General features: G+C 66.5%; 15 protein-coding genes and 3 pseudogenes. 6 read left to right on the plus strand and 12 right to left on the minus strand.

Annotated features, from left to right (window positions below; genetic code table 11):
- Positions 1–102 precede the first annotated feature (102 nt).
- Positions 103–774 (minus strand): GntR family transcriptional regulator, encoded by a 672-nt coding sequence (locus ACT54R_RS03660; RefSeq protein ID WP_476323784.1) that lies wholly within the window; start codon positions 772–774, stop codon positions 103–105.
- Between the two features lie 161 nt (positions 775–935).
- Between ACT54R_RS03660 and ACT54R_RS03665 the strand changes: the two genes are divergently transcribed.
- The 6 genes and pseudogenes from ACT54R_RS03665 to ACT54R_RS03690 form a co-directional block, all read left to right on the plus strand.
- Positions 936–1,817, plus strand: coding sequence for a fumarylacetoacetate hydrolase family protein (locus ACT54R_RS03665; protein ID WP_476323787.1), 882 nt, complete (start codon positions 936–938; stop codon positions 1,815–1,817).
- A gap of 31 nt (positions 1,818–1,848) precedes the next feature.
- A complete protein-coding gene (locus ACT54R_RS03670) occupies positions 1,849–2,685 on the plus strand; it encodes a polysaccharide deacetylase family protein (RefSeq protein ID WP_476323790.1) in 837 nt (278 codons plus the stop codon).
- An 84-nt stretch (positions 2,686–2,769) separates the two neighbouring features.
- Positions 2,770–3,717, plus strand: a complete 948-nt coding sequence (locus tag ACT54R_RS03675) for an amidohydrolase family protein (RefSeq protein ID WP_476323793.1) — start codon at positions 2,770–2,772, stop codon at positions 3,715–3,717.
- Between the two features lie 89 nt (positions 3,718–3,806).
- A complete protein-coding gene (locus ACT54R_RS03680; protein ID WP_476323796.1) occupies positions 3,807–5,189 on the plus strand; it encodes an MFS transporter in 1,383 nt (460 codons plus the stop codon).
- Between the two features lie 91 nt (positions 5,190–5,280).
- Positions 5,281–6,768, plus strand: a complete 1,488-nt coding sequence (locus tag ACT54R_RS03685; protein ID WP_476323799.1) for an aldehyde dehydrogenase family protein — start codon at positions 5,281–5,283, stop codon at positions 6,766–6,768.
- Positions 6,769–6,777: 9 nt separating this feature from the next.
- A pseudogene (locus ACT54R_RS03690) lies at positions 6,778–6,886 on the plus strand (IS21-like element helper ATPase IstB); the annotation flags it as partial.
- Positions 6,887–7,019: 133 nt separating this feature from the next.
- On the opposite strand, the gene ACT54R_RS03695 reads toward ACT54R_RS03690, so the two are convergent.
- From ACT54R_RS03695 to ACT54R_RS03745, 11 genes and pseudogenes are all read right to left on the minus strand, one after another.
- Positions 7,020–7,838, minus strand: a complete 819-nt coding sequence (locus ACT54R_RS03695; protein WP_476323802.1) for an ABC transporter ATP-binding protein — start codon at positions 7,836–7,838, stop codon at positions 7,020–7,022.
- Positions 7,838–9,478: a cyclic peptide export ABC transporter gene (locus ACT54R_RS03700; protein ID WP_476323805.1), complete on the minus strand. Its 1,641-nt coding sequence runs from the start codon at positions 9,476–9,478 to the stop codon at positions 7,838–7,840. Before ACT54R_RS03700 ends, ACT54R_RS03695 begins: the two co-directional genes overlap by 1 nt.
- Complete coding sequence (gene fhuF, locus ACT54R_RS03705) at positions 9,475–10,176, minus strand: siderophore-iron reductase FhuF (protein WP_476323808.1); 702 nt, start codon at positions 10,174–10,176, stop codon at positions 9,475–9,477. The genes ACT54R_RS03700 and fhuF overlap by 4 nt, the downstream gene beginning before the upstream one ends.
- The gene (gene fhuB, locus ACT54R_RS03710; protein ID WP_476323811.1) at positions 10,173–12,188 is read right to left on the minus strand and encodes a Fe(3+)-hydroxamate ABC transporter permease FhuB; all 2,016 of its coding nucleotides are present in this window, start codon (positions 12,186–12,188) and stop codon (positions 10,173–10,175) included. The genes fhuF and fhuB overlap by 4 nt, the downstream gene beginning before the upstream one ends.
- A complete protein-coding gene (locus ACT54R_RS03715) occupies positions 12,181–13,092 on the minus strand; it encodes an ABC transporter substrate-binding protein (RefSeq protein WP_476323814.1) in 912 nt (303 codons plus the stop codon). Before ACT54R_RS03715 ends, fhuB begins: the two co-directional genes overlap by 8 nt.
- Positions 13,093–13,095: 3 nt before the next feature.
- A complete protein-coding gene (locus ACT54R_RS03720) occupies positions 13,096–15,531 on the minus strand; it encodes a TonB-dependent siderophore receptor (RefSeq protein ID WP_476323817.1) in 2,436 nt (811 codons plus the stop codon).
- A gap of 143 nt (positions 15,532–15,674) precedes the next feature.
- Positions 15,675–16,670, minus strand: coding sequence for a FecR family protein (locus ACT54R_RS03725; protein WP_476323820.1), 996 nt, complete (start codon positions 16,668–16,670; stop codon positions 15,675–15,677).
- 175 nt (positions 16,671–16,845) lie between these two features.
- On the minus strand, positions 16,846–17,361 hold the full coding sequence (locus ACT54R_RS03730; RefSeq protein ID WP_476323823.1) for an RNA polymerase sigma factor: 516 nt from the start codon (positions 17,359–17,361) through the stop codon (positions 16,846–16,848).
- A gap of 229 nt (positions 17,362–17,590) precedes the next feature.
- Positions 17,591–17,782, minus strand: a pseudogene (locus ACT54R_RS03735) (IS5/IS1182 family transposase); the annotation flags it as partial.
- A 10-nt stretch (positions 17,783–17,792) separates the two neighbouring features.
- Positions 17,793–17,960: pseudogene (locus ACT54R_RS03740) on the minus strand (transposase); the annotation flags it as partial.
- A 172-nt stretch (positions 17,961–18,132) separates the two neighbouring features.
- Positions 18,133–18,747, minus strand: a complete 615-nt coding sequence (locus ACT54R_RS03745; RefSeq protein ID WP_476323826.1) for a TetR/AcrR family transcriptional regulator — start codon at positions 18,745–18,747, stop codon at positions 18,133–18,135.
- Between the last annotated feature and the right edge of the window lie 12 nt (positions 18,748–18,759).

The raw sequence follows: 18,759 nt of genomic DNA on the forward strand, positions 1-18,759 counted from the left end.
CAACCGAACTCAGGATCCCATGCGGGTGCAGAGTATGCGCCCATATGGCTCGACTGCTGCGGCGTGGACCGGCCGCCTGCTCGGCTCCGACGTAACAGACGTCTACATGCCATCCTGGCGAAGGGCCGCGCGGACCAGCCGCGCGGTCAGCCGGAAATGCTCCATCAGCAGTTCGACGGCCTCGTTCTCGCGCCGGGCGATGGCGGCCTGCGCGATGGCCCGATGCTCATCCTGCTCGTTGCGGCCGGCACGCGGGACGGTCCGCGCCGCATGACGGTAGCGTTGCGCCGCGACATACAGCTGCGCACAGAAATCGTTTATCCAGGACGATCCGGAGGCTGCCACCAGCGACGCATGGAAGGCGCCGTGGGCCTGCTCCCATGCGGGATTGCGCTCGGTCGTGTCGTCGGAGAGATAGCGCGGAATGGCTTCCAGCCGCTGGAGCGCCGCGGTCACGCCCTCTTCCCAGGCGAGCCCCCCGCTGCGGATCGAATTGCGCAGCCCGACCTCGTTGGCCCAGCATCGCGCAAGGATCAGCTCGTCGAGGTCCTGGAGTGTGACCGAGTGGACCCGGAACCCGCGCTGGTCGCGATGATCGAGCAGTCCCTCGCTGGCGAGCCGGTTCAGCGCCTCGCGGACCGGGCTGGCACCGATGCCATACTGATCGCAGATGGTGCGAATCTTGAGCTTGGCGCCCGGCTTGATCGCCCCGTCGATGATATCGCTCCGCAGCCGTCCATAGGCCTCGCTGGCCAGGGTTGCGCTCTTCGTCATCAACAGTGCCGCGCTCCGTTCTTCGCCCACGAATCTTGGATGATCATAGCCGCTTCGTAAAGCCTGAATGATCGATAATATTGCAGCGCACAATCAAAAAATCGATATTTAAGTTGACCACCTCAGAAAATCGATATTTTTTGACGGTAGGAGAACTGCCGATGAAACTGGTCACCTTTGTTTGCAAGCCGTCCGTCGATCAGCACCTGGGTGTGGTGCTCGATGACGCCGTGTTCGACCTCACGGCGACCGGCAAGCCTGAATTCGAGAGCATGCTCTCGCTGATCCGCGCAGGCGCCGTCGATGCCGCGAAGGCTCTGGCCGAGGCCGCACGGGGGGCGCTTGGTCTCGTCCCGCTGGAAGACGTCACGCTTCTGGCGCCGATCCCGCGCCCGGCCAAGAACATCTTCTGCGTCGGCCGCAACTACATCGATCACGTCACGGAGGGCTACAAGGCGCGCGGGCTGGACCTGAAGCTGCCGGAATTTCCGCAGTTCTTCTCCAAGCCGCCGACGACCGTCATCGCCACCGGAGACACCATCCCTCTGCACGAGGGCATCACCAACCTGCTCGACTACGAAATCGAGCTTGCCATCGTGATCGGCCGCGACGGCCGCGATATTCCGGCTGCCGACTGGCGCAAGTACGTCTTCGGCTACACGGTGCTCAATGACATCACCGGTCGCGACCTGCAGCGGCGCCACGACCAATGGTTCAAGGGCAAGGGCCTCGACGGCAGCTGCCCCATCGGCCCCTGCATCGTCACCGACGACGCCATCGCCGATCCGCAGAAGCTCGACCTGTGGCTGGAGGTGAACGGCGAGCGCCGTCAGGCCGCCAACACCTCGCAGATGATCTTCGACCTGCCCCGCATCATCGAGGACCTGTCGCGCGGGATGACGCTGGAAGCTGGCGACATCATCGCCACCGGCACGCCCTCCGGTGTCGGCTATGCCATGACGCCGCCCCACCCGCTTCAGCGGGGTGATCTCGTGACCTGCCACATCGAGGGCATCGGCACGATCCAGAACCGTATCGGCTGAACGAACCGCGACACTTGAAAGGGCGCGCCGCATGACCGCAGCAACCTCCACCCCCGTCGCCTGGCCCCTGGACCGTCCGCTCGCCCTTTCGGTCAGCGTGATGCTCGAAGCCTGGAGCGACGATTCCGCGCCGGGCATCGGCCCCATGGGCAACCCGCTCAAGGCCGGCGTGCTCGACCTGCAGGGCCGCTCCTGGGCGGACTACGGCCCCAAGGTCGGCACATGGCGCATCCTCGACGCGCTCGCCGCTGCCGACGTGAAGGCGGTGTTCTACGTCAGCGGCATCCTCGCCGAGCGCTACCCCGACCTGATGAAGGCCATCGTCGCCGCCGGGCACGACATCGCCGCCCATGCCTGGGCGCAGAACATCGTGCCGGCCTACCAGACCGAGGCCGAGGAGCGCGCCGACCTCCTGCGCTGCATCTCCACCATCGAGGCGACTTCCAGCCGCCGTCCGGCGGGCTGGATCAGCCCGCGCTGCACCCCCAGCGCCGTCACCTCCGCCTTGCTGGCGGAACAGGGCTTCGCCTGGCATTCCGATATCTTCGACACGGACGTGCCCTACAAGCTGGAAACCCTGCGGGGCAGCGTCGTCGGTGTCCCGTTCACCATGGAGGTGAACGACATGCCGCTCTACATCCGCTACGGCAACGAGCCGCGTGCCTTCACCCAGATCCTGGAACGCCTGCTCTCGCAGTGGCCGGACGCCCCCAAGCGCCCCTGTTGCCTGGACATCACCGTGCACGCGCACGTGTTCGGCCGGCCCTACGGGATCATCGAGCTGATCGAGTCGCTGCGCCTCGCCCGCCGCTACGAGGCGCTTGCGCGTCTGACCACCCACGCCGAACTCGCCGCTCTGTGTGCCTGAGCCACGCCCCTGCGCCGGCACGGCCGGCGCGGGGGATGGCGGGCCAGAGCTTTCGACACGCATCCGAGCAGCAGGAGGCGCGCCATGGCGGCGCCAAGGCCGGTCGTTGCCATCGAGGAGCACTATCTCGATGCGGAGGTGTACGCCATTGCCGGCGGCGCCGGCGGGAGCCTCGCCACCCGCATGCGCGATCTCGGTGCCCAGCGCCTGCGTGAAATGGACGAGGCTGGCGTCGACATCCAGGTGCTCTCCCATGCGCCGCCCGGGCTTCAACGGGTTCCGGCGCCGTCAGCGGCTGACGTTGCCCGGCGCGCCAACGATCGGCTCGCCGAGGTGGTGGGAGCGCATCCGGCCCGCTTCGCGGCCTTCGCCTCGCTGCCCACGGCCGTTCCAGAGGCCGCCGCGCGGGAACTGGAACGGGCCGTGCTGGAGCTGGGATTCAAGGGCGCCATGATCCACGGGACGACGGACGGGCTCTTTCTGGACGATGCCCGCTTCCGGCCGATCCTGGAACGCGCCGAGGCACTGGATGTGCCTCTCTATATCCATCCCGCCCTGCCGATGGCTGCGGTGCGGCAGGCCTACATGGGGAAATATGCCGAGACCCACCCGACCTTCGCCACGGCCGCGTGGGGCTTCACCATCGAGACCGGCACCCATGCCATGCGCCTCGTCCTGTCGGGGGCGCTGGAGGCGTTTCCCCGTCTCCAGTTCATTCTCGGGCACCTCGGCGAGGGGATCCCGTTCCTCATGGCCCGCATCGACGAGGCCCTGAGCCGCGACACGCCGACGAAGACTTTCCGCAAGCTGTTCACCGACCATTTCCACGTGACGACGAGCGGCTTCTTCTCCGACCCCGCGCTTGCCTGCTGCATCGCGGAGATGGGCGTGGACCGCATCCTGTTCTCCATCGACTGGCCCTTCGTGGAGAACGCGCCGGGCGTGGACTGGCTGCGGGCGTTCGAGCTGGGTGACGCCGACAAGGCGAAGATTTTCGGCGGCAACGCCAAGAGGCTGCTGAAGCTGGCGTGAAGACCGGCCGCGGCGAGGACGCGTGCCGGCCATCGGTACGCTCCCTCATCAAGAACACGGATCAAAGCAATGCCGGGGGAGGTGATTGGATGACGAACATCAGTATGGGCACGTCCGACAGCGCGCATGCGGAGGTGATCCGCGACGTCGCCGCGCGCATCGAGCGCTTGCCGTTCTCGCGCTGGCACCTGAAGGCCCGCATCCTGATCGGTACGGCGACCTTCTTCGATGCGTTCGACGCGCTCACCATCGCACAGGTGCTGCCGGTGCTGCGGCCGCTGTGGAAGCTCAGCGGGCCGCAAGTCGGCTTTCTCATCTCGACCGGCTATCTCGGTCAGCTTGTCGGCGCGCTCGTGGCCGGCATGTGCGCCGAACGCTTCGGCCGCCTGCCGACCATGATCGGCGCCATCTGCATCATGTCGGCGATGAGCCTCGCCTGCGCGTTCGCCTCGGACTACGAGACGCTCCTCGTCTTCCGCACCATCCAGGGCCTCGGCCTCGGCGCGCAGGTGCCGATCGCAGCGGTTTACATCAGCGAGATCGCCAAGGCGCACAAGCGCGGACGATTCTTCATCCTCTACGAATGCGTCTTCACCTTCGGGCTGTTCGCATCCGGCCTGATCGGCTCCTTCGTGGTGCCGCATCTCGGCTGGCAGGCGATGTTCTTCATCGGCGTCCTGCCGATCATCATCGGCGTGAGCCTCGGCTTCGTGCTGCCGGAATCGCCCCGCTGGCTCGCGAGCCGCAACCGGGTGGCCGACGCGAAGGCCGCCATGGCGCGCATCGAGAGCGAGATCGAGGCCTCCACCGGCCAGAAGCTCGCCCCGCCCACCGAATGGGTGCCCGCGGACCCGCGCAGGTCGTCCTGGCGTGACCTGGTCGGCCCCGACTACATCAAGCGCACGGTGGTGGTGTGGGTGATCTGGTTCTCCACCTTCCTCATCACCTACGGCCTCGGCACCTGGCTGCCGACCCTGTACCGGAGCGTGTTCAACCTGCCGCTCGAAACCGCGCTGCGCTTCGGCACCATCGGCAGCCTGATGCAGCTGGCCGGCGGACTGACGGCGGGCTTCGTCATCGACCGGATCGGACGGCGCAGGCTGTTCATGGTCGCCCTGTTCGGGGCCGCGGCAGCGCTCCTCTCCATCTGGTACGTGGGTCTCACGTCGGTGCCCCAGTTCGTGGTGCTCAGCGGCATCGCTTATTACTTTGCGGGCCTGTCGGTCCTCGGCATCTATCTCTACACGCCGGAGATCTACCCGACCCGCGCCCGGGCCATCGGCACCGCCCTCGGCACCGCCTGGCTGCGGCTGGCCTCCATGGTCGGCCCGCTGATCGTGGGATTCTTCGTCGCCGATGGTATCGGCATGGTGTTCCTCGTCTTCGCCGCGGTCGCCATCGTCGCAGGCATCGTCGTCTCGGCTCTGGCCATCGAGACCACCAACCGGTCGCTCGAAGACATTTCCCGCTGAAACCGGCACCGGCCAGCCCGTGATGGGGCTGGCCGGTGCACTGCCGTGTCCGGCTTCCTTCGGGCATGGCCACCGATGAGGAAGACCCGCCATGGGAAGAACACCGCTCGATCTCGTCACCACCCGCTGGTCCTCGACGAACGCCGAGGACCGCTTTCCCGTCGACAATCCCGCCACCGGCGAGATCTTCGCCGTCGTGCAGGGCGGCGGAGTGGCGGAAGTGGACGCTGCGGTGAGGTCGGCCCACGCAGCCTTTCTCGGCTGGCGACGCGTCCCTGCGCGCGAGCGCGGGCTCGCCCTTCTCCAGGCCAGCCGCAAGCTCTCCGAACATGCCGACGAACTTTCCGAACTGCTCTGCCGCGAGAACGGCAAGCCGGTCCGTGACGCCAAGGCCTTCGACGTCTCCGCCCTGATCCACGCCTTCGCCTATTTCGGCAGCCTCGCCGACAAGATGAGCGGCGAGACGCTGGACATGGGCAACGTCTATTCGGTCACGGTGCGCGAGCCCTTTGGCGTGGTCGCGGGCATCATCCCCTTCAACTGGCCGCCCATCCATACCGGCGCGAAGATCGCGCCGGCGCTGGCGGCCGGAAACACCATCGTGCTGAAGCCGGGCGAGCAGGCGCCCCTCACCATCATGCGCATCGTCGAGATCATCAATGCGGTGCTGCCGCCCGATCTCGTCCATGTCGTACCCGGCCCCGGGGCCACCGGCCGGGCACTCACCGCACATCCGCTGATCCGCAAGATTTCCTTCACCGGCGCCCCCTCCACCGGCACGGCGGTGCTCAAGGCGGCGGCGGAGCGGCACGTCCCGGTGCTACTGGAACTCGGGGGCAAGAACCCCTTCATCGTGTTCGAGGATGCGGATCTGGACCGCGCCGTGCGAGATGCGGTCGATGCGGCCTTCTTCAACAAGGGCGAGGCCTGCACCGCCGGCTCGCGCATCCTCGTTCACGCCGACATCCACGACGCCTTCGCCAAGCACTTCGCCGCCTTCGTCCGCCGGCTCCGGCTGGGCGAGGGAACGGACCCGAAGGTCCATGTGGGCCCGCTCATCTCGAAGCCCCAGCAGCAAAAGGTTCTGGACTATATCCGGATCGGCCTGGAGGAAGGCGCCACCATCCTCGCCCAGGCCCCGCTGCCGCAGGAAGAGCGGCTGCGGAACGGCTATTTCGTCCAGCCTACCGTCTTCACCGGCGTGGCGCCGCATATGCGCATCGCGCAGGAGGAAATCTTCGGTCCCGTCACCGCGCTGATGAGTTTCCGCACCGAGGAGGAGGCCATCGCCATCGCCAACTCCACCGACTTCGCGCTGGTGGCCGGAGTTTATTCACGCGATCAAGCTCGCGCGAACCGGGTGGCCCGAGGGGTGGAGGCGGGAATCGTCTTCATCAACAACTACAACCGCGGCGGCAACGGCACCCCCTTCGGCGGCACCAAGTCCAGCGGCTACGGGCGCGAGCGGGCGGCCATGACGCTGAACGAATTCACCTATGTGAAGGCCCTGCGCATCCCCACCGGCTTCGGCGACGTGCCCCAATGGAGCGCGCTCGACGATATCGCCGTGAAAATCTGAACGGCGGTTCTGCCCTCGGCAGAGATCTCCGAAAAACAGGCCCGCTCCATCAAATACCAGATCACCATCGCCAAGCTGCCTGGCCATGGACCTCGACGACTTCGGGTTCGACGAAACCAGATTTTGACGCGCGAGTTTGTCAGCGAGAGCGTGAACGCACTTGTTAGGCTCAAGGCCCGCAAGCGGCACTCCAACGCACTGTATAGCAAAGTTGTTACCGCCCGGACATCAGGGCTGTTACCGCCCGGGCATCAGGGGACGAACGCCATGGGCCGAGCGGGGTGCGTGGCGGGGCTGACAGCCATGTGGATGCTATAGATTCGCTCCAGCGTCTCCGCCTCCATCAGTTCCGTTGGAGTGCCGCGGGCGACGAGATGGCCGGCGCGCAGGGCAAGTATCTCGTCGCAAAAGCGGGCGGCCAAGTTAATGTCGTGAAGCACCACGAGGATGCTCATGCCCCTTGTGTCGCAGAGCGTGCGAACCAAGGTGAGCACCTCCATCTGGTGGGCGATGTCGAGGGCGGAGGTGGGCTCATCCAGCAACAGGCTCGGGGCGTCCTGGGCAATCAGCATCGCGATGAAGGCGCGCTGGCGCTCTCCACCCGAGAGCGTATCCACGTCGCGCCCCGCAAGATTGGCCACGCCGGTGGCGGCCATAGCCTCTTCCACCTTGTTCCTGTCCGCGGCGCCAAACCGCCCGAGCGCCCCGTGCCAGGGATAGCGCCCGAGCGCCACCAGCTCACGCACGCGCAAGCCTGGCGCGGCCGGCGGCTGTTGCGGCAGATGGCCGAGGCGCCGCGCCAAGGCACGCGCGCTCCATTCCGGCAGGAGCCTCGCTTCGAAGCGGATGGCGCCGGAGGTGGGTGTTTCCTGCCGCGCCAGCAGCTTCAGCAGCGTCGACTTGCCAGACCCGTTGTGACCGATGAGGCCCGTGACCTGCCCGGCCCTCAATTCCAGATCCAGGGGCGCAAGAAGCGCCCGTCCATTGACCGCGAAGCCCGCTCCCTTCAGCGCGAACAGGGGCGACTTAGGTCTCGGGGGCGGCGCGTCGGGATGGGATGGCTGGAGCATCACGGGGTGGCCTCCTTGACAGGCATCGTGGGCACGGAACGGATGTCAAGACGGCCGCCGTCCAGCACCAGCAAGCGGTCCGCTGCGTGGAAATAACGATCGTCGTGGGAGATGACGATCAGGGTCCGCCCTTCGTGCTTCAGCTCAGGCAGGATCTCCTCGTAGAAGAGCCGGCGGAAGGTGGGGTCTTGGTCTGCCGCCCATTCGTCAAACACCATCACAGGACGCGCCTGAAGCCAAGCGTCCACCAAGGCGAGACGCTTGCGCTGGCCGGTGGAAAGGTCAAGCGTGGACCAGTTGGTGCCCTCCAGCGTCACCTTATGGGCAAGACCGAGCCGGTCCAGTAGGCCGAGGGCCGTTGCGGCGGAGCCCTCGGCGGGGCCGTCGAACAGGAAATAGTCGGAGAGCACCGCGGCGAACATCTGCCTGTAGTCGTCACGCTCCGCTTCGCTCACGGTCCGGCCGTTCCAGCTCACGCGGCCGGCGGTGGGGGCGTAGAGGCCCAGCAGCAGCTTGATCAGCGTTGTCTTGCCGGCGCCGTTGGCGCCGACGATGAACACCGTCTCGCCCGCGACGATGGTGAGATCGACGGGGCCGAGATGGAAGGCGGCCTCCCCCTCCCAGTGTTGGAATTTCACCCCTTCGAGGCAGAGTTCCCTGAGCGGCGGCAATGCGCCCCCAATTGTCCCGGCGCTGTCGCGATGGCCCCGGAAACGGGCGGCAAGGCGACGGATGCGGCCCCATGCGATGTGTGACCGGCTGGCCGCAGGCAAGTGGTTCAGCAACTGGTCGAGCGGCCCCTTCATGAACAGGAGGACGAGGACGAAGCCGCGGGCCGTGCCAGCATCGTCTTGGTTCGCGGCAAGCCCCACCACCAGAGCCACCAGCAGGATCAGCAGGCCGGAGCCGAGGGTGCGGCAGGCAATAAGGATCGCCATTGCGCTGGCCAGCAGCATGCGGATGCGCTCGGCGGTCGCGACGAACCCGTCCGAAAGCAGCCGCGCTCGCCGGCCACGGTGCTGTTGCAGTTCCTTGGCGCCGTCGACCAGGGTGCGGAAATGCCTGTGCAGGTCGTCCTCGGCATCGCGGGCGGCCACATAGAGCCGCACGCCTCGGATGCGCGCCCAGAGCTGGAGCGCCGTGCCGGCCGCGAGCACCACGAAGGTGAGGCCGAAGAGGAGCGGCGACAGCATGGCGAGATAGGAAAGGCAGCCCGAGACGACGACCAGCGCCACCGCCAGCGGCGGCAGCACGGACGTCATCTCGCTGAGAATGGCGATGTCCGACACCAGGATCGGGATCAGCCGATGGCTGCGGAAACGCTCCAGTTCAGCCAGGGGCGCGGCGAGAATCAGCCGGGCGAGGTGCGCGCGCAGTCCCGCAACCATCCTCTGGCCCACGAAAGTGGACGTCAGGTCCGCCGCCATGGTGCCGCCAAGGGCTACCATCCCGAGGCCGAGAAGCAGCGCGAGGCTGCCCCACGTGACCGGCCCGGCCAGCGCGCCATTGACCGCGGCCAAGACGCCCGCCATGGCCGCGCCTCCAGCGAGGCCGGCCAGGGTGGCGAGGATCATGCGTCCCCGATAGGGGGCGATAAGGCCCGCGAAGGTGAGCGGCGTCGCCGGTTGCCACGCGCTCATGGCCGCACCGCCTCAGGCAGGGGGCACGTGTCACACAGATCAAGCTCGGGGATCAGGTAGCGCAGGCAGCAGACCTTGCGGCGACGGCCTTCGGGCGCGTGGCGCACCGGCGCGAAGAGGGGGTTGCGCGTGCCGTCCGGTTTGCGCGCCTCGGCCAAAAGGGTAAGGGCGTCACCGGCCCCCGCCGCGCCCATGGACGCCGCCTCGCTGGTCAGCATATCGAACCAGTTGCCCACGTTGCCCCAGAGCACCTTCGGCGTGGCGCCGCTCGCCTTGGCCGCTGCCCTGACCACGGGCGCGATGTGCCCCTCCAGCAGGGTTTGGAACCGGGAAAAGGAATCCGTGTGGATGGCCATTTCGCCCGCATGGGGCAGAACCAGCGCCACGACGACGCCGTCCGCCCCCGGCAGGAAGCCGATGTGGTCGAGCGCCACCGGCATCTGCCGGCCGAGCAGCAGGTTGGCGGCCAGCACGGGGGTGAGCACCGCCGCGATATGGTGCTTCAGCCACAGGGAACCGACCGCCCGGGGTTCCGGCGTGGCGTAGCGCTGCGCGAAGCGGTCCAGATGGGGCTTCAGCGCCGACGGATCCGCCAGTTCCGTTCCGGGTCGGTCCGAAGCGTCGTCCGCGGCAAGTCGCAGCGTCTCAGCATAGGGCGCGAGGGGGCCGCGGAAGAGTGGTGAGAGTTCCGCGATCATGGAACCCGCCGTGCCAGGAGGAGAAGGAAATAGCCGCCGCCGAGGAGGCTCGCCACGAGGCCGGCAGGCATCTGCCAGGGAAAGGCCAGCGTGCGTCCCAAAAAGTCGGCGCAGACCATGAGGGCGGCACCGATCAGGGCTGCGCCATAGCTCTGCGTCAGCACTCCGCGGAAGCCGAGAAGGCGCGCCATGTGCGGCGCCATCAGGCCGGCGAAGGAGAGCGGGCCGGTGACGAGCGTGCCGATGGCGGTGGCCATGGCGGCCAGTCCCAGCAGGAGCAGCCGGCTCGGCCCAAGGCGGACGCCGAGGCTGCGGCTGAGGTCCGGGCCGAGCGGCAGGATCGCGAGCCATCGCCGCATCAGCGGCAGAACGGCCAGGCTGGCGAGGGCGGCGGCGCAGGCCGCGGCCGCTTCGCCCGCGGTAACGCCATAGGTGGAGCCGGAAAGCCAGGCCACCAGCACCAGCGCCCGCGGATCTCCGCTGAACAGCAGGACCGCCCCGAGCGCAGAAAGCAGGGACGTGAGGGCGATGCCGGCGAGCAGGATATGGGCCGGGGCGAAACCGCTGCGGCGGCCGAGCGCCATCATGGCGGCGAGCGTCAGGCCGGCCCCGATGCTGGTGCTCGCGAACAGCGCCGCTCCTTCTACCTGCGGCACGAGCAGGAGGGCTGCCACCAGCCCGAGCCCCGCGCCAGCGGCGATGCCGAACAGCTCGGGGCTGGCAAGGGGGTTGCCGGTCGTCCGCTGCAGGATCTGGCCGGACAGGGCGAACAGGGCGCCCGCCGCCGCTGCCACCGCCACCCGCGGCGCGCGCCATGGCATCACGGCCTGAAGGTCTGGCCCAAACGCCAGCGTCCAGCCTCCCGGTACACGCCCGGCCACGAGCGATATCGCGCAGGTCGCAAGAAGGCCCAGCACAAGGCCAGCGATCACGACCATCGCCGCCCGGTCATCCAGTCGCCGTCCCACGGCTGCGAGAATGCCCGGTCCCATGGCGCCCGGCCGCACGCGCCGCAGTAGCCAGAGGAGCAGGGGCGCGCCGAGCACGGCGGTGACGGCGCCGGTGGGCAATTGAGAACCGAAGGTTGCTGCGACGACCTGGTCCGTCAGGGCCAGTATGCCGGCACCAAACAGCGGCGCCATCCACAGCCGCTCGGTGGACGTTCGCGCGCCCGCTGCGCGGGCGAGGGCGGGACCGGCGAGGCCGACGAAGGCGATGACGCCCACGTTCGCTGCCACCCCCACCGCGAGGCCGACCGCCGCGCACAGGGCCGCGGCGCGGAACGGCGCCACCGCGACGCCGAGGCCGCGAGCGCCCGCGTCCGAGAGGTCGAAGGCCATGAGCGGGCGGGCGAGCAGGCCGGCGACCAGCGCACCGGCGGCCAGCACCTGGACCAGCATGCGCGTCGGCCCCCAATTGTTCTGCGCGAGGCTCCCCGCCTGCCAGACCAGGAGGTCGGTGAGCGCCTCGTGATAGAACAGGAGCAAGGCTTGAGATACGCCTTCGCAGAATAGGCCGATGACCATGCCGGCCAGGATGACCACCAGCGGCGCGAAGCGCTGCCGCAGGCCGATGGCAGCCACCACGAGGAAGCTCGCGCCCCCTCCGCCGAGGGCCACCGCCTCCGGCCCGAAGGCGAGGAACTGCGGCGCGAACAGCATGGCCACCATCACGGCGAGCTTGGCGCCGGCGAACACACCGAGAGTGCCCGGCTCGGCCAGGGGATTACGCAGCACCTGCTGGAACATGGCCCCTGACAGGCCCAGCGCCGCGCCGGCGAGGAGGCTGACGGAAAAGCGCGGCAGCAGGGCCTCGCGCACAATGAGCTGATGCATGTCGAACGGGCTGGGCGCGAAGATCATCGCCCACCAGCTGGCCGGCGGCACTTCCCATGCGCAGGCGAAAGCGAGCAGCGCCGCCGCGCAGACGAGGAGCATCATCCCCAGCGCGGACCCGAAGGCGCCCGGCCGTGAGTGCCCCATAGCATCGGGCCCGGCCAGCGCGTCAGACACGGGGCGGCACCTCGCCAAGATAGAGCGCCTCCAACTGCTCCACGAGGCGCTTGGCGGACGCGACGCCGCCGCTCGGATAGATCACCGGCATGGCTGCGATCCGTCCTGTGCGCACCATGGGGAGGGCCTGCCAGAACGGGCTGGCGGCGAGCCGGGCCAAGGCCCGAACCGTCTCCGCGCCGCGATCGAAATGGATGAGGCCGGCGTCGGGCGCCTGCGCGAGGTCGGCGATGCCAATGGAGGCGACGCCGCTGGCATTGCCCCGTCCCGTCCAGGCGTTGGCGAGGCCGAGCCGGGCCGCCACATCGCCGATGAGAGAGCGCGTGCCGAACACCGCCACATGGCGCCCATCCTCGAGGAAGCGGACGAAATAGACGGGCCGGGCCGCCCGGCCGGCAAGGCGCTGGCCGGCGTCAGCGAGGCGTGCGTCGAGCGCTCCATTGGCCTCGGCGGCTTCCGCCTCCCGCCCGGTCCTCCGCCCGAGCTCGGTGAGCAGGTCCTGGACACCCTCCAACGGCCGTCCGTTCTGGCCGGACGCCGGTAGGAAGGCCACCGGCGCGATGCGCGCCAGCGCCTGCTGGCGAAAACCCTGCCAGCTCAGCCCGAGGATGAGGTCGGGCGCGAGATACTGGATCAGCTCGCGGTTCGGCTCCTGCTGGGGCCCTACGTCCTGGACGGCTGCGGGCAGCTCCGGCCTTGCCACGAGGCGCTGGTAGAGCGGGATATTGGCGACGGCGAGGGGCGTCACGCCCAGGGTGAGCAGTTGCTCGGTGAGCATGAGGTCCAGCGACACCACCCGCCGCGCGATGCCGGATGTGGCGCGGGCGCCGCTGGCGAGGGCCGACGCGAGCAGCCCTCCGGTGAAAGCCCGTCGATCGAGCACGGTCTGCAGCCCCCGCGCCATGGCTCACCAGCGATACGTCAGCGTGGCGGTGACGGTTGTGGGCACGCCATAGCGGCAGCCATCCGAAGACGCACAGGTCATGTACTGGGCGTTGAAGATGTTCTTGCCGTTGAGCGCGAGGGTGGCCCCCTTGAGGTTCGGATTGGAGGCGCCAAGATCGTATTTCACCATGGCATCCACCAGCGTGTAGCCCGGCACGGCGATGCCGATATCCGGCATGTTCATGTCGGTGAGGTAGCGCACGCCGGCCCCAACCTTGAGCCCGCGGGCACCGAGGTCGTCGAGGGCATAGTCGGCCCAGAGCGCGATGGTGTTGAGGGGAACCAGTGCCTCGCGCTGGCCAATTTCGGCCGGGTCCACACTCTGGGTGATACGGGCGTCGGTGTAGGAATAGGCGGCGACCACGTTGAGCGCCCCGAACTTGCCGGTGGCGGAGAATTCGAAGCCTTTCGATTCCACCTCGCCGATCTGGTACTGCAGGCCGCTGGCATCGGTCGTGACCACATTGGTCTGGGTGATGTCGTAGACCGCGGCGCTGAGCATCAGGTTCGCGCCCGCCGGCTCGTAGCGCACGCCGGCCTCATATTGTAGTCCCTTACTGGGCTGGAAAGCCGCTCCGGTGACGGAATCGGCCCCCACCTGGGGCTGGAACGACTGGCTGACGCTCACATAGGGCGCGAGCCCGTTGTCGAACAGATAGACGATGCCAGCGCGACCGCTGAAGGCAGAATCGTCCTGGTTCGTCACGACATTCGTGAGATAGGCGGTGCTCTCGGACTGGGCCCAGTCGTAGCGCCCTCCCACCAGCAGCACCAGCTTCTCCCAGATCTTCATCTGGTCCTGGAGATACAGGCCGTACTGATTTCCGGTGCTGTTGGAACCGTAGTTGGTGCCGTAATTGATGGTCGGCGGAACCTGTGAATTCTCAGGATCATAGATGTTGAAATTGTAATAAAGGCCGCTGCGATAGCGATCAGAATCATAGCCACGATAATAATAGTCGAAGCCGGCAAGGGCCGTGTGTACGATGGGGCCAATCTCGAATTTCATCTCCAGGCTGGTGTCGGAGGTGACACCGGTGGACATATCGTGACGGTCACTTGCGCGGCGGATCAGGGTTCCGTTGGCGAGCAGGAGGCCCCACTGCATGTAATCCCAGGTCACGTCCGCCTGATAATAGCGCGTGTCATTACGCAGGCGCATGCCATTATCGAACTCATGCTCGAACAGATAGCCGATGGAGGATGTCGCGGTCTGATACGTGTCGTAGTTCGTATTGCCGATGAACAGACTCCGGGACACCTGCCCGCTGGAGAGCGCGGTGTAAGGCATGGGCGCGATGAAGCGGGAGGCGATCTGCTGATAGTTGGCGAGAACCGTGAGCGAGGTGGAATCGTTCTTCCAGGTGAAGGCGGGCGCGATGTAGATGCGGTTGTCGCCCACATAGTCGATGTTGGTGTCCGCCTCCCGGAACAGGGTGGTGAAACGATAGGCCAGGTTCGGATTGCCGACGGCCTGCCCCCCCATGTCGGTGGAGATTTGCGTCCAGTTGTAGCTGCCGTATTCGGCATTCACCTCGTAGAACGGGTCGAACGTCGGCCGCTTGGAAATGGCATTAACGACGCCGCCGGGCGACAGCTGGCCATAGAGGATGGACGAGGGGCCACGCAGGATCTCGATGCGCTCCAGCCCGTAGGGCTCCTGTCCGCCGTCATAGACATTGGACTGGTACTTCATGCCGTCACGAAGCATGCCCAAGTTGCCGTTGGCCACGTTGAAGCCGCGGATCATCAGGTCGTCCACGGTCCGGCTGAAGGCTGGCGACTGGGCATTCACGCTGGGCGTGTACTGCACGGCCTCAGAGACCGTGGCGGCGCCAGTGTCCCGGATCAGGTCGCTCGTCACCACCGAGATGGACTGGGGCGTCTCGATGATCGGCGTGTTCATGCCCGTGGCGGTGGCGCTCACCGTGGCGAGATAGCCGTCCACATGCTGGGTCGGGTCCTCGGCGCGCACCTCCACCAGGCCGAGCGAGATGGCGCTAAGCTCCCCCTGCTGGCTACCAGGCGAGATGAGGGTGGCAGTCCTCGGTCCCGTGGCGCTGATGCCGATGCCCGTACCGGACAGCATGACACGCAAGGCCTCGATCGGCGTATGGACACCGGAGACGGGGTGGGATGAACGGCCGTCGGCGAGGGCTGAGGAATAGCCGACCTGCCATCCGGTGGTGCGGATGAAGGCGTCTAAGGCCAGAGCCAGCGGCTGGGCCGGAATCGAGAAGTTGACACCTTGTGCCGCTGTCGGTGAAGCCGTCTGTGCTCGCGCCTGGGGCGGGGAGAGCAGGCCGAGACCGAGCACCGTCGACGCGAGAAGGAGCTGCCCTAACCTTGCGAAACCGAGATGTCCGCGCCCGCAGCGCACCCGCGTGGATTTCGTCACAACACCCTCACCCGACGATCTCGACCGGGATCGCGATTGCGTCCCTGAATCTGGAACGGGCGGGGGCGGGTAACCTCACAGCAAAAAGCCGGGTTCAGTCGAAGATTGGATCTAGTAGAATTCCAAGGCGACGCGCTGCGGCGTTATTTTAAGATGATGATGCCGCCGGGCAGATGGGTGGCCGTGGCGCCCGCCGCCTCGGCGAGCGATCGCACGACAAGCGCGGGATCGTCGAGGCGGTAGCTGCCGCTCACCTCCCTGGCGGCGATGCCACTGCCGAAAATGAATATCCGGCCGTCGTAATAGCGGCGCACGTCCTCGATCACGTCGCCAATCGGGCGACGGCTGAAGCTCAAGCGCCCGTCGAGCCAAGCCAGCGCCCGCTCCGGATCGACCTTCTGCACCGCTGACAGCCCCTCCCGGCCTACGGAGATCATGTCGCCCGGCGCAAGCCGCGAGGGGGTGCCTCCGCCCTCCAGCGCCCGCACCTCCACTCGGCCGCGGGCCAGCACCACCTCGTCCTCGCTTGCGCCGAGGCGAACGGAGAATGCGGTGCCCGTCACCTCCACCGCGCCGAACCGGCCGACTGCACGAAACGGCCGGGCGGGATCACGCACCACATCAAAGAAGGCCTCGCCTTCCAGCAGGCGCACCGTGCGATGGCCGTCGGCGAAGTCGATGGCCGCGGCGCTGGCGCCGTCGAGGGTCAAGCGGGACCCATCCGGCAGTTCGATGGTCCGGCGCTCGGCTACTGCGGTGGCATAGTCGGCGCTGAGGCGGATCAGGAGCCCTGGCAAACGAAGCCCGCCGATCAACAGGAGCAGCGCCGCTGCTATGCCGGCCGCCTGCCAGCCTCGGCGCGCCCGGCGTGGCGGTTTCGACACGGCTGCCGGCGCAAGAGATGAGGCACGCCGGACGACCGCCGCCGTGAACTCGGCGCTCCCCCACAATTCGGCAATGTGGCTCAAGGCGGCCTCATGGCGCGGGTCTTCCTGTCGCCAGGCCTCGAAGCGGGCACGCAACGCGGCATCGGAAGGATGGCCCTCAAGGCGGGTGAACCAATCCAGCGCCGCCTCCCGCACCGAATCCGCGGCATGGAGGTCCCCCGAGGAGTCCTTGCCCAAGGAAGTCTCGTTCACGTGGCACATCCCAAGCCTGCCCGTGGAGGGCACATAGTTACGATGAAGGTATGCAGCCCTTGGCTTGGCACCCTCGATAGAACGCAGACGCACAGCCGATCTCACGAGCCATGACCTGAAGCCTAGAATAGGCACGACTCGCATTGAACCCACCGGGAGAACATCCGTGCGGGCATCACGGAGGCTCCCGTTCGGCCAATGCGTCGAGGCAGGACGCGATCGCGTCGCGGATGTCGCTGTAGATCGTGTTCGGCGAAACCCCCAAGTGCGCGGCGATCCGGGGATAGCTCCAGCCGTGCAGGCGGTTGAGTATGACGGCCTCCTGCGCACGTTTGGGCAGGCCGGAAAGCGCCTTCTCGAACAGACGCAGTCGTTCCACGTCTATGACCCTCTGTTCCGTGGACACCGCGTCGTCCGGCACATCGCAAAGACGCGCCTCCTCGGTTTCGCAGACCTCGACCGCACGTCGTGTGCGCTCGCGCCGCAGGTGATCAACGGCAAGATTGCGTGCGGTCTGGAACAGGAAGGCCTGGACATGCTCGATGGGCCGATCCCGCAGCGCCTTCGCCACCCGCAGGTAGCTTTCGTGCGCCAGCTCCTCCGCCACCTGCCGTGACCCGACGAGCCGGTGAATGTGACTGATTAGCAAAGAGCGCTTGTTGAGAAAAATCACGTCGATCGACAGGGACATGGGAGTTCAACGCACAGCCAAGCTCGAAAAGTCGTCAAGATGCCTTCCCTCGTACGGCTCTGATGGGCAGGATGAGGCAAGCATTCGTCCGCGTTGAACTTACATCGGCTCGCGATCTGAAGCCAGAGTGGCAGGCGCAGAGCAGTCAAATTGGAAGCAATCCATTGTGCTCAGAAATTGCTCGATCTGCGGCCTTCTAGCTTTTATGTTGTCAAACTAGGCAGCGGATTCATAATGCATTGATCCAGATGCGGACGGCGGCGAGCTTGAGTGCTGCGAGGAAGTTGTCGGGGCGCCGGTCGTAGCGGCTGGCGAGGCCTCGCATTTGCTTGATCCTGTTGAAGAAGCGCTCGACAAGGTTCCTTTGGCGGTGGAGCCACGGACTGAAGACGAAGGTGCGCTTGCAGATCGTGCGGGGCGGTTCAGTCCTTCGGCGCATCCTTCCACTGCAAACCGTTGCGGATCACATAGACGATGCCGCACGCCACCCGCCGGTCATCAACCCGCGGCACGCCATGGGCCAAAGGAAAAAACGGAGAGATCCAAGCCATCTGCCGCGCGCTCAGCAGGAACAAATCACTCGTGCAAGCCTCCTCAATGGAGACAGTGAATCACACCTCAACCTGCATTAATAGCTCCTGAGCCTGGTCCAGCTGCCGGAATGATCCAGACAGCTTACATTGATGAACATGACCGGGATCGCGCCGACTTGCCGCCCTGAAATTCCCGCGCTTGAGCGCAATGAGGGCGCAACTGTTTACGCGCCGACTCTTAGCTCATCTTACCAAGAGCTTTCAGTATGAACGGAATCAGGTTGATTAAGCACGTATCAGTATCTTCGCTGTGCCGGACATGCTGCTCGACCAGAACCGGATGGAAGAGCGGCGTGCAAGCGAACGTGACCGCGCGAGCGGCTTCCGCGGCATCTTGGACATCGAGCTCGCTCGTTTCGATGCCCTGGCGTATGATTGCCTCCAGAATTGCGACCATCCGTTCGGAATGCGCATGAATCACCGCGCAATTCTCTCTTGTGGCGTCTGCAATCAGATCATGCATGTATTTTTCATGGACGAGCATTTTCTTGTTACTCCGGTATATGGAGCTCAGGAATTGCTCGATTTTCTTTCCTGCACGTTCGTTTGTCCGCGCAATTGCAAGTGCAATGGCAGCGATCTCGTTCAGCCGCCGCTCGTAGATGGACGTGTTGATCGCCTCCCTGGACGGAAAGAACCGGTAGACATTTGCCGGGCTCATCCCGAGTTCGCGGGCGATGTCGGCCACCGACGTCTTTTGATAGCCCGTGCGGCGAAACTGGTCCTCAGCCACCTCCAGGATGCGCGCGCGCACTTCGTTTCGATCGGGTCGTGTTCGGACCGAACGATTCACGGAAACCTCCGT

Source organism: Xanthobacter sp. DMC47 (genome assembly GCF_056313845.1).

Excerpts from the sequence above, each read along its gene's own strand:
- ACT54R_RS03700 (WP_476323805.1), bottom strand. The coding sequence starts at position 9,478 with ATGAGCGCGTGGCAACCGGCGACGCCGCTCACCTTCGCGGGCCTTATC.
- ACT54R_RS03685 (WP_476323799.1), top strand. The coding sequence starts at position 5,281 with ATGGGAAGAACACCGCTCGATCTCGTCACCACCCGCTGGTCCTCGACG.
- ACT54R_RS03670 (WP_476323790.1), top strand. The coding sequence starts at position 1,849 with ATGACCGCAGCAACCTCCACCCCCGTCGCCTGGCCCCTGGACCGTCCG.
- ACT54R_RS03680 (WP_476323796.1), top strand. The coding sequence starts at position 3,807 with ATGACGAACATCAGTATGGGCACGTCCGACAGCGCGCATGCGGAGGTG.
- ACT54R_RS03730 (WP_476323823.1), bottom strand. The coding sequence starts at position 17,361 with ATGTCCCTGTCGATCGACGTGATTTTTCTCAACAAGCGCTCTTTGCTA.
- ACT54R_RS03715 (WP_476323814.1), bottom strand. The coding sequence starts at position 13,092 with ATGGCGCGGGGGCTGCAGACCGTGCTCGATCGACGGGCTTTCACCGGA.
- ACT54R_RS03660 (WP_476323784.1), bottom strand. The coding sequence starts at position 774 with ATGACGAAGAGCGCAACCCTGGCCAGCGAGGCCTATGGACGGCTGCGG.
- ACT54R_RS03665 (WP_476323787.1), top strand. The coding sequence starts at position 936 with ATGAAACTGGTCACCTTTGTTTGCAAGCCGTCCGTCGATCAGCACCTG.
- ACT54R_RS03675 (WP_476323793.1), top strand. The coding sequence starts at position 2,770 with ATGGCGGCGCCAAGGCCGGTCGTTGCCATCGAGGAGCACTATCTCGAT.
- fhuF (WP_476323808.1), bottom strand. The coding sequence starts at position 10,176 with ATGATCGCGGAACTCTCACCACTCTTCCGCGGCCCCCTCGCGCCCTAT.
- ACT54R_RS03695 (WP_476323802.1), bottom strand. The coding sequence starts at position 7,838 with ATGCTCCAGCCATCCCATCCCGACGCGCCGCCCCCGAGACCTAAGTCG.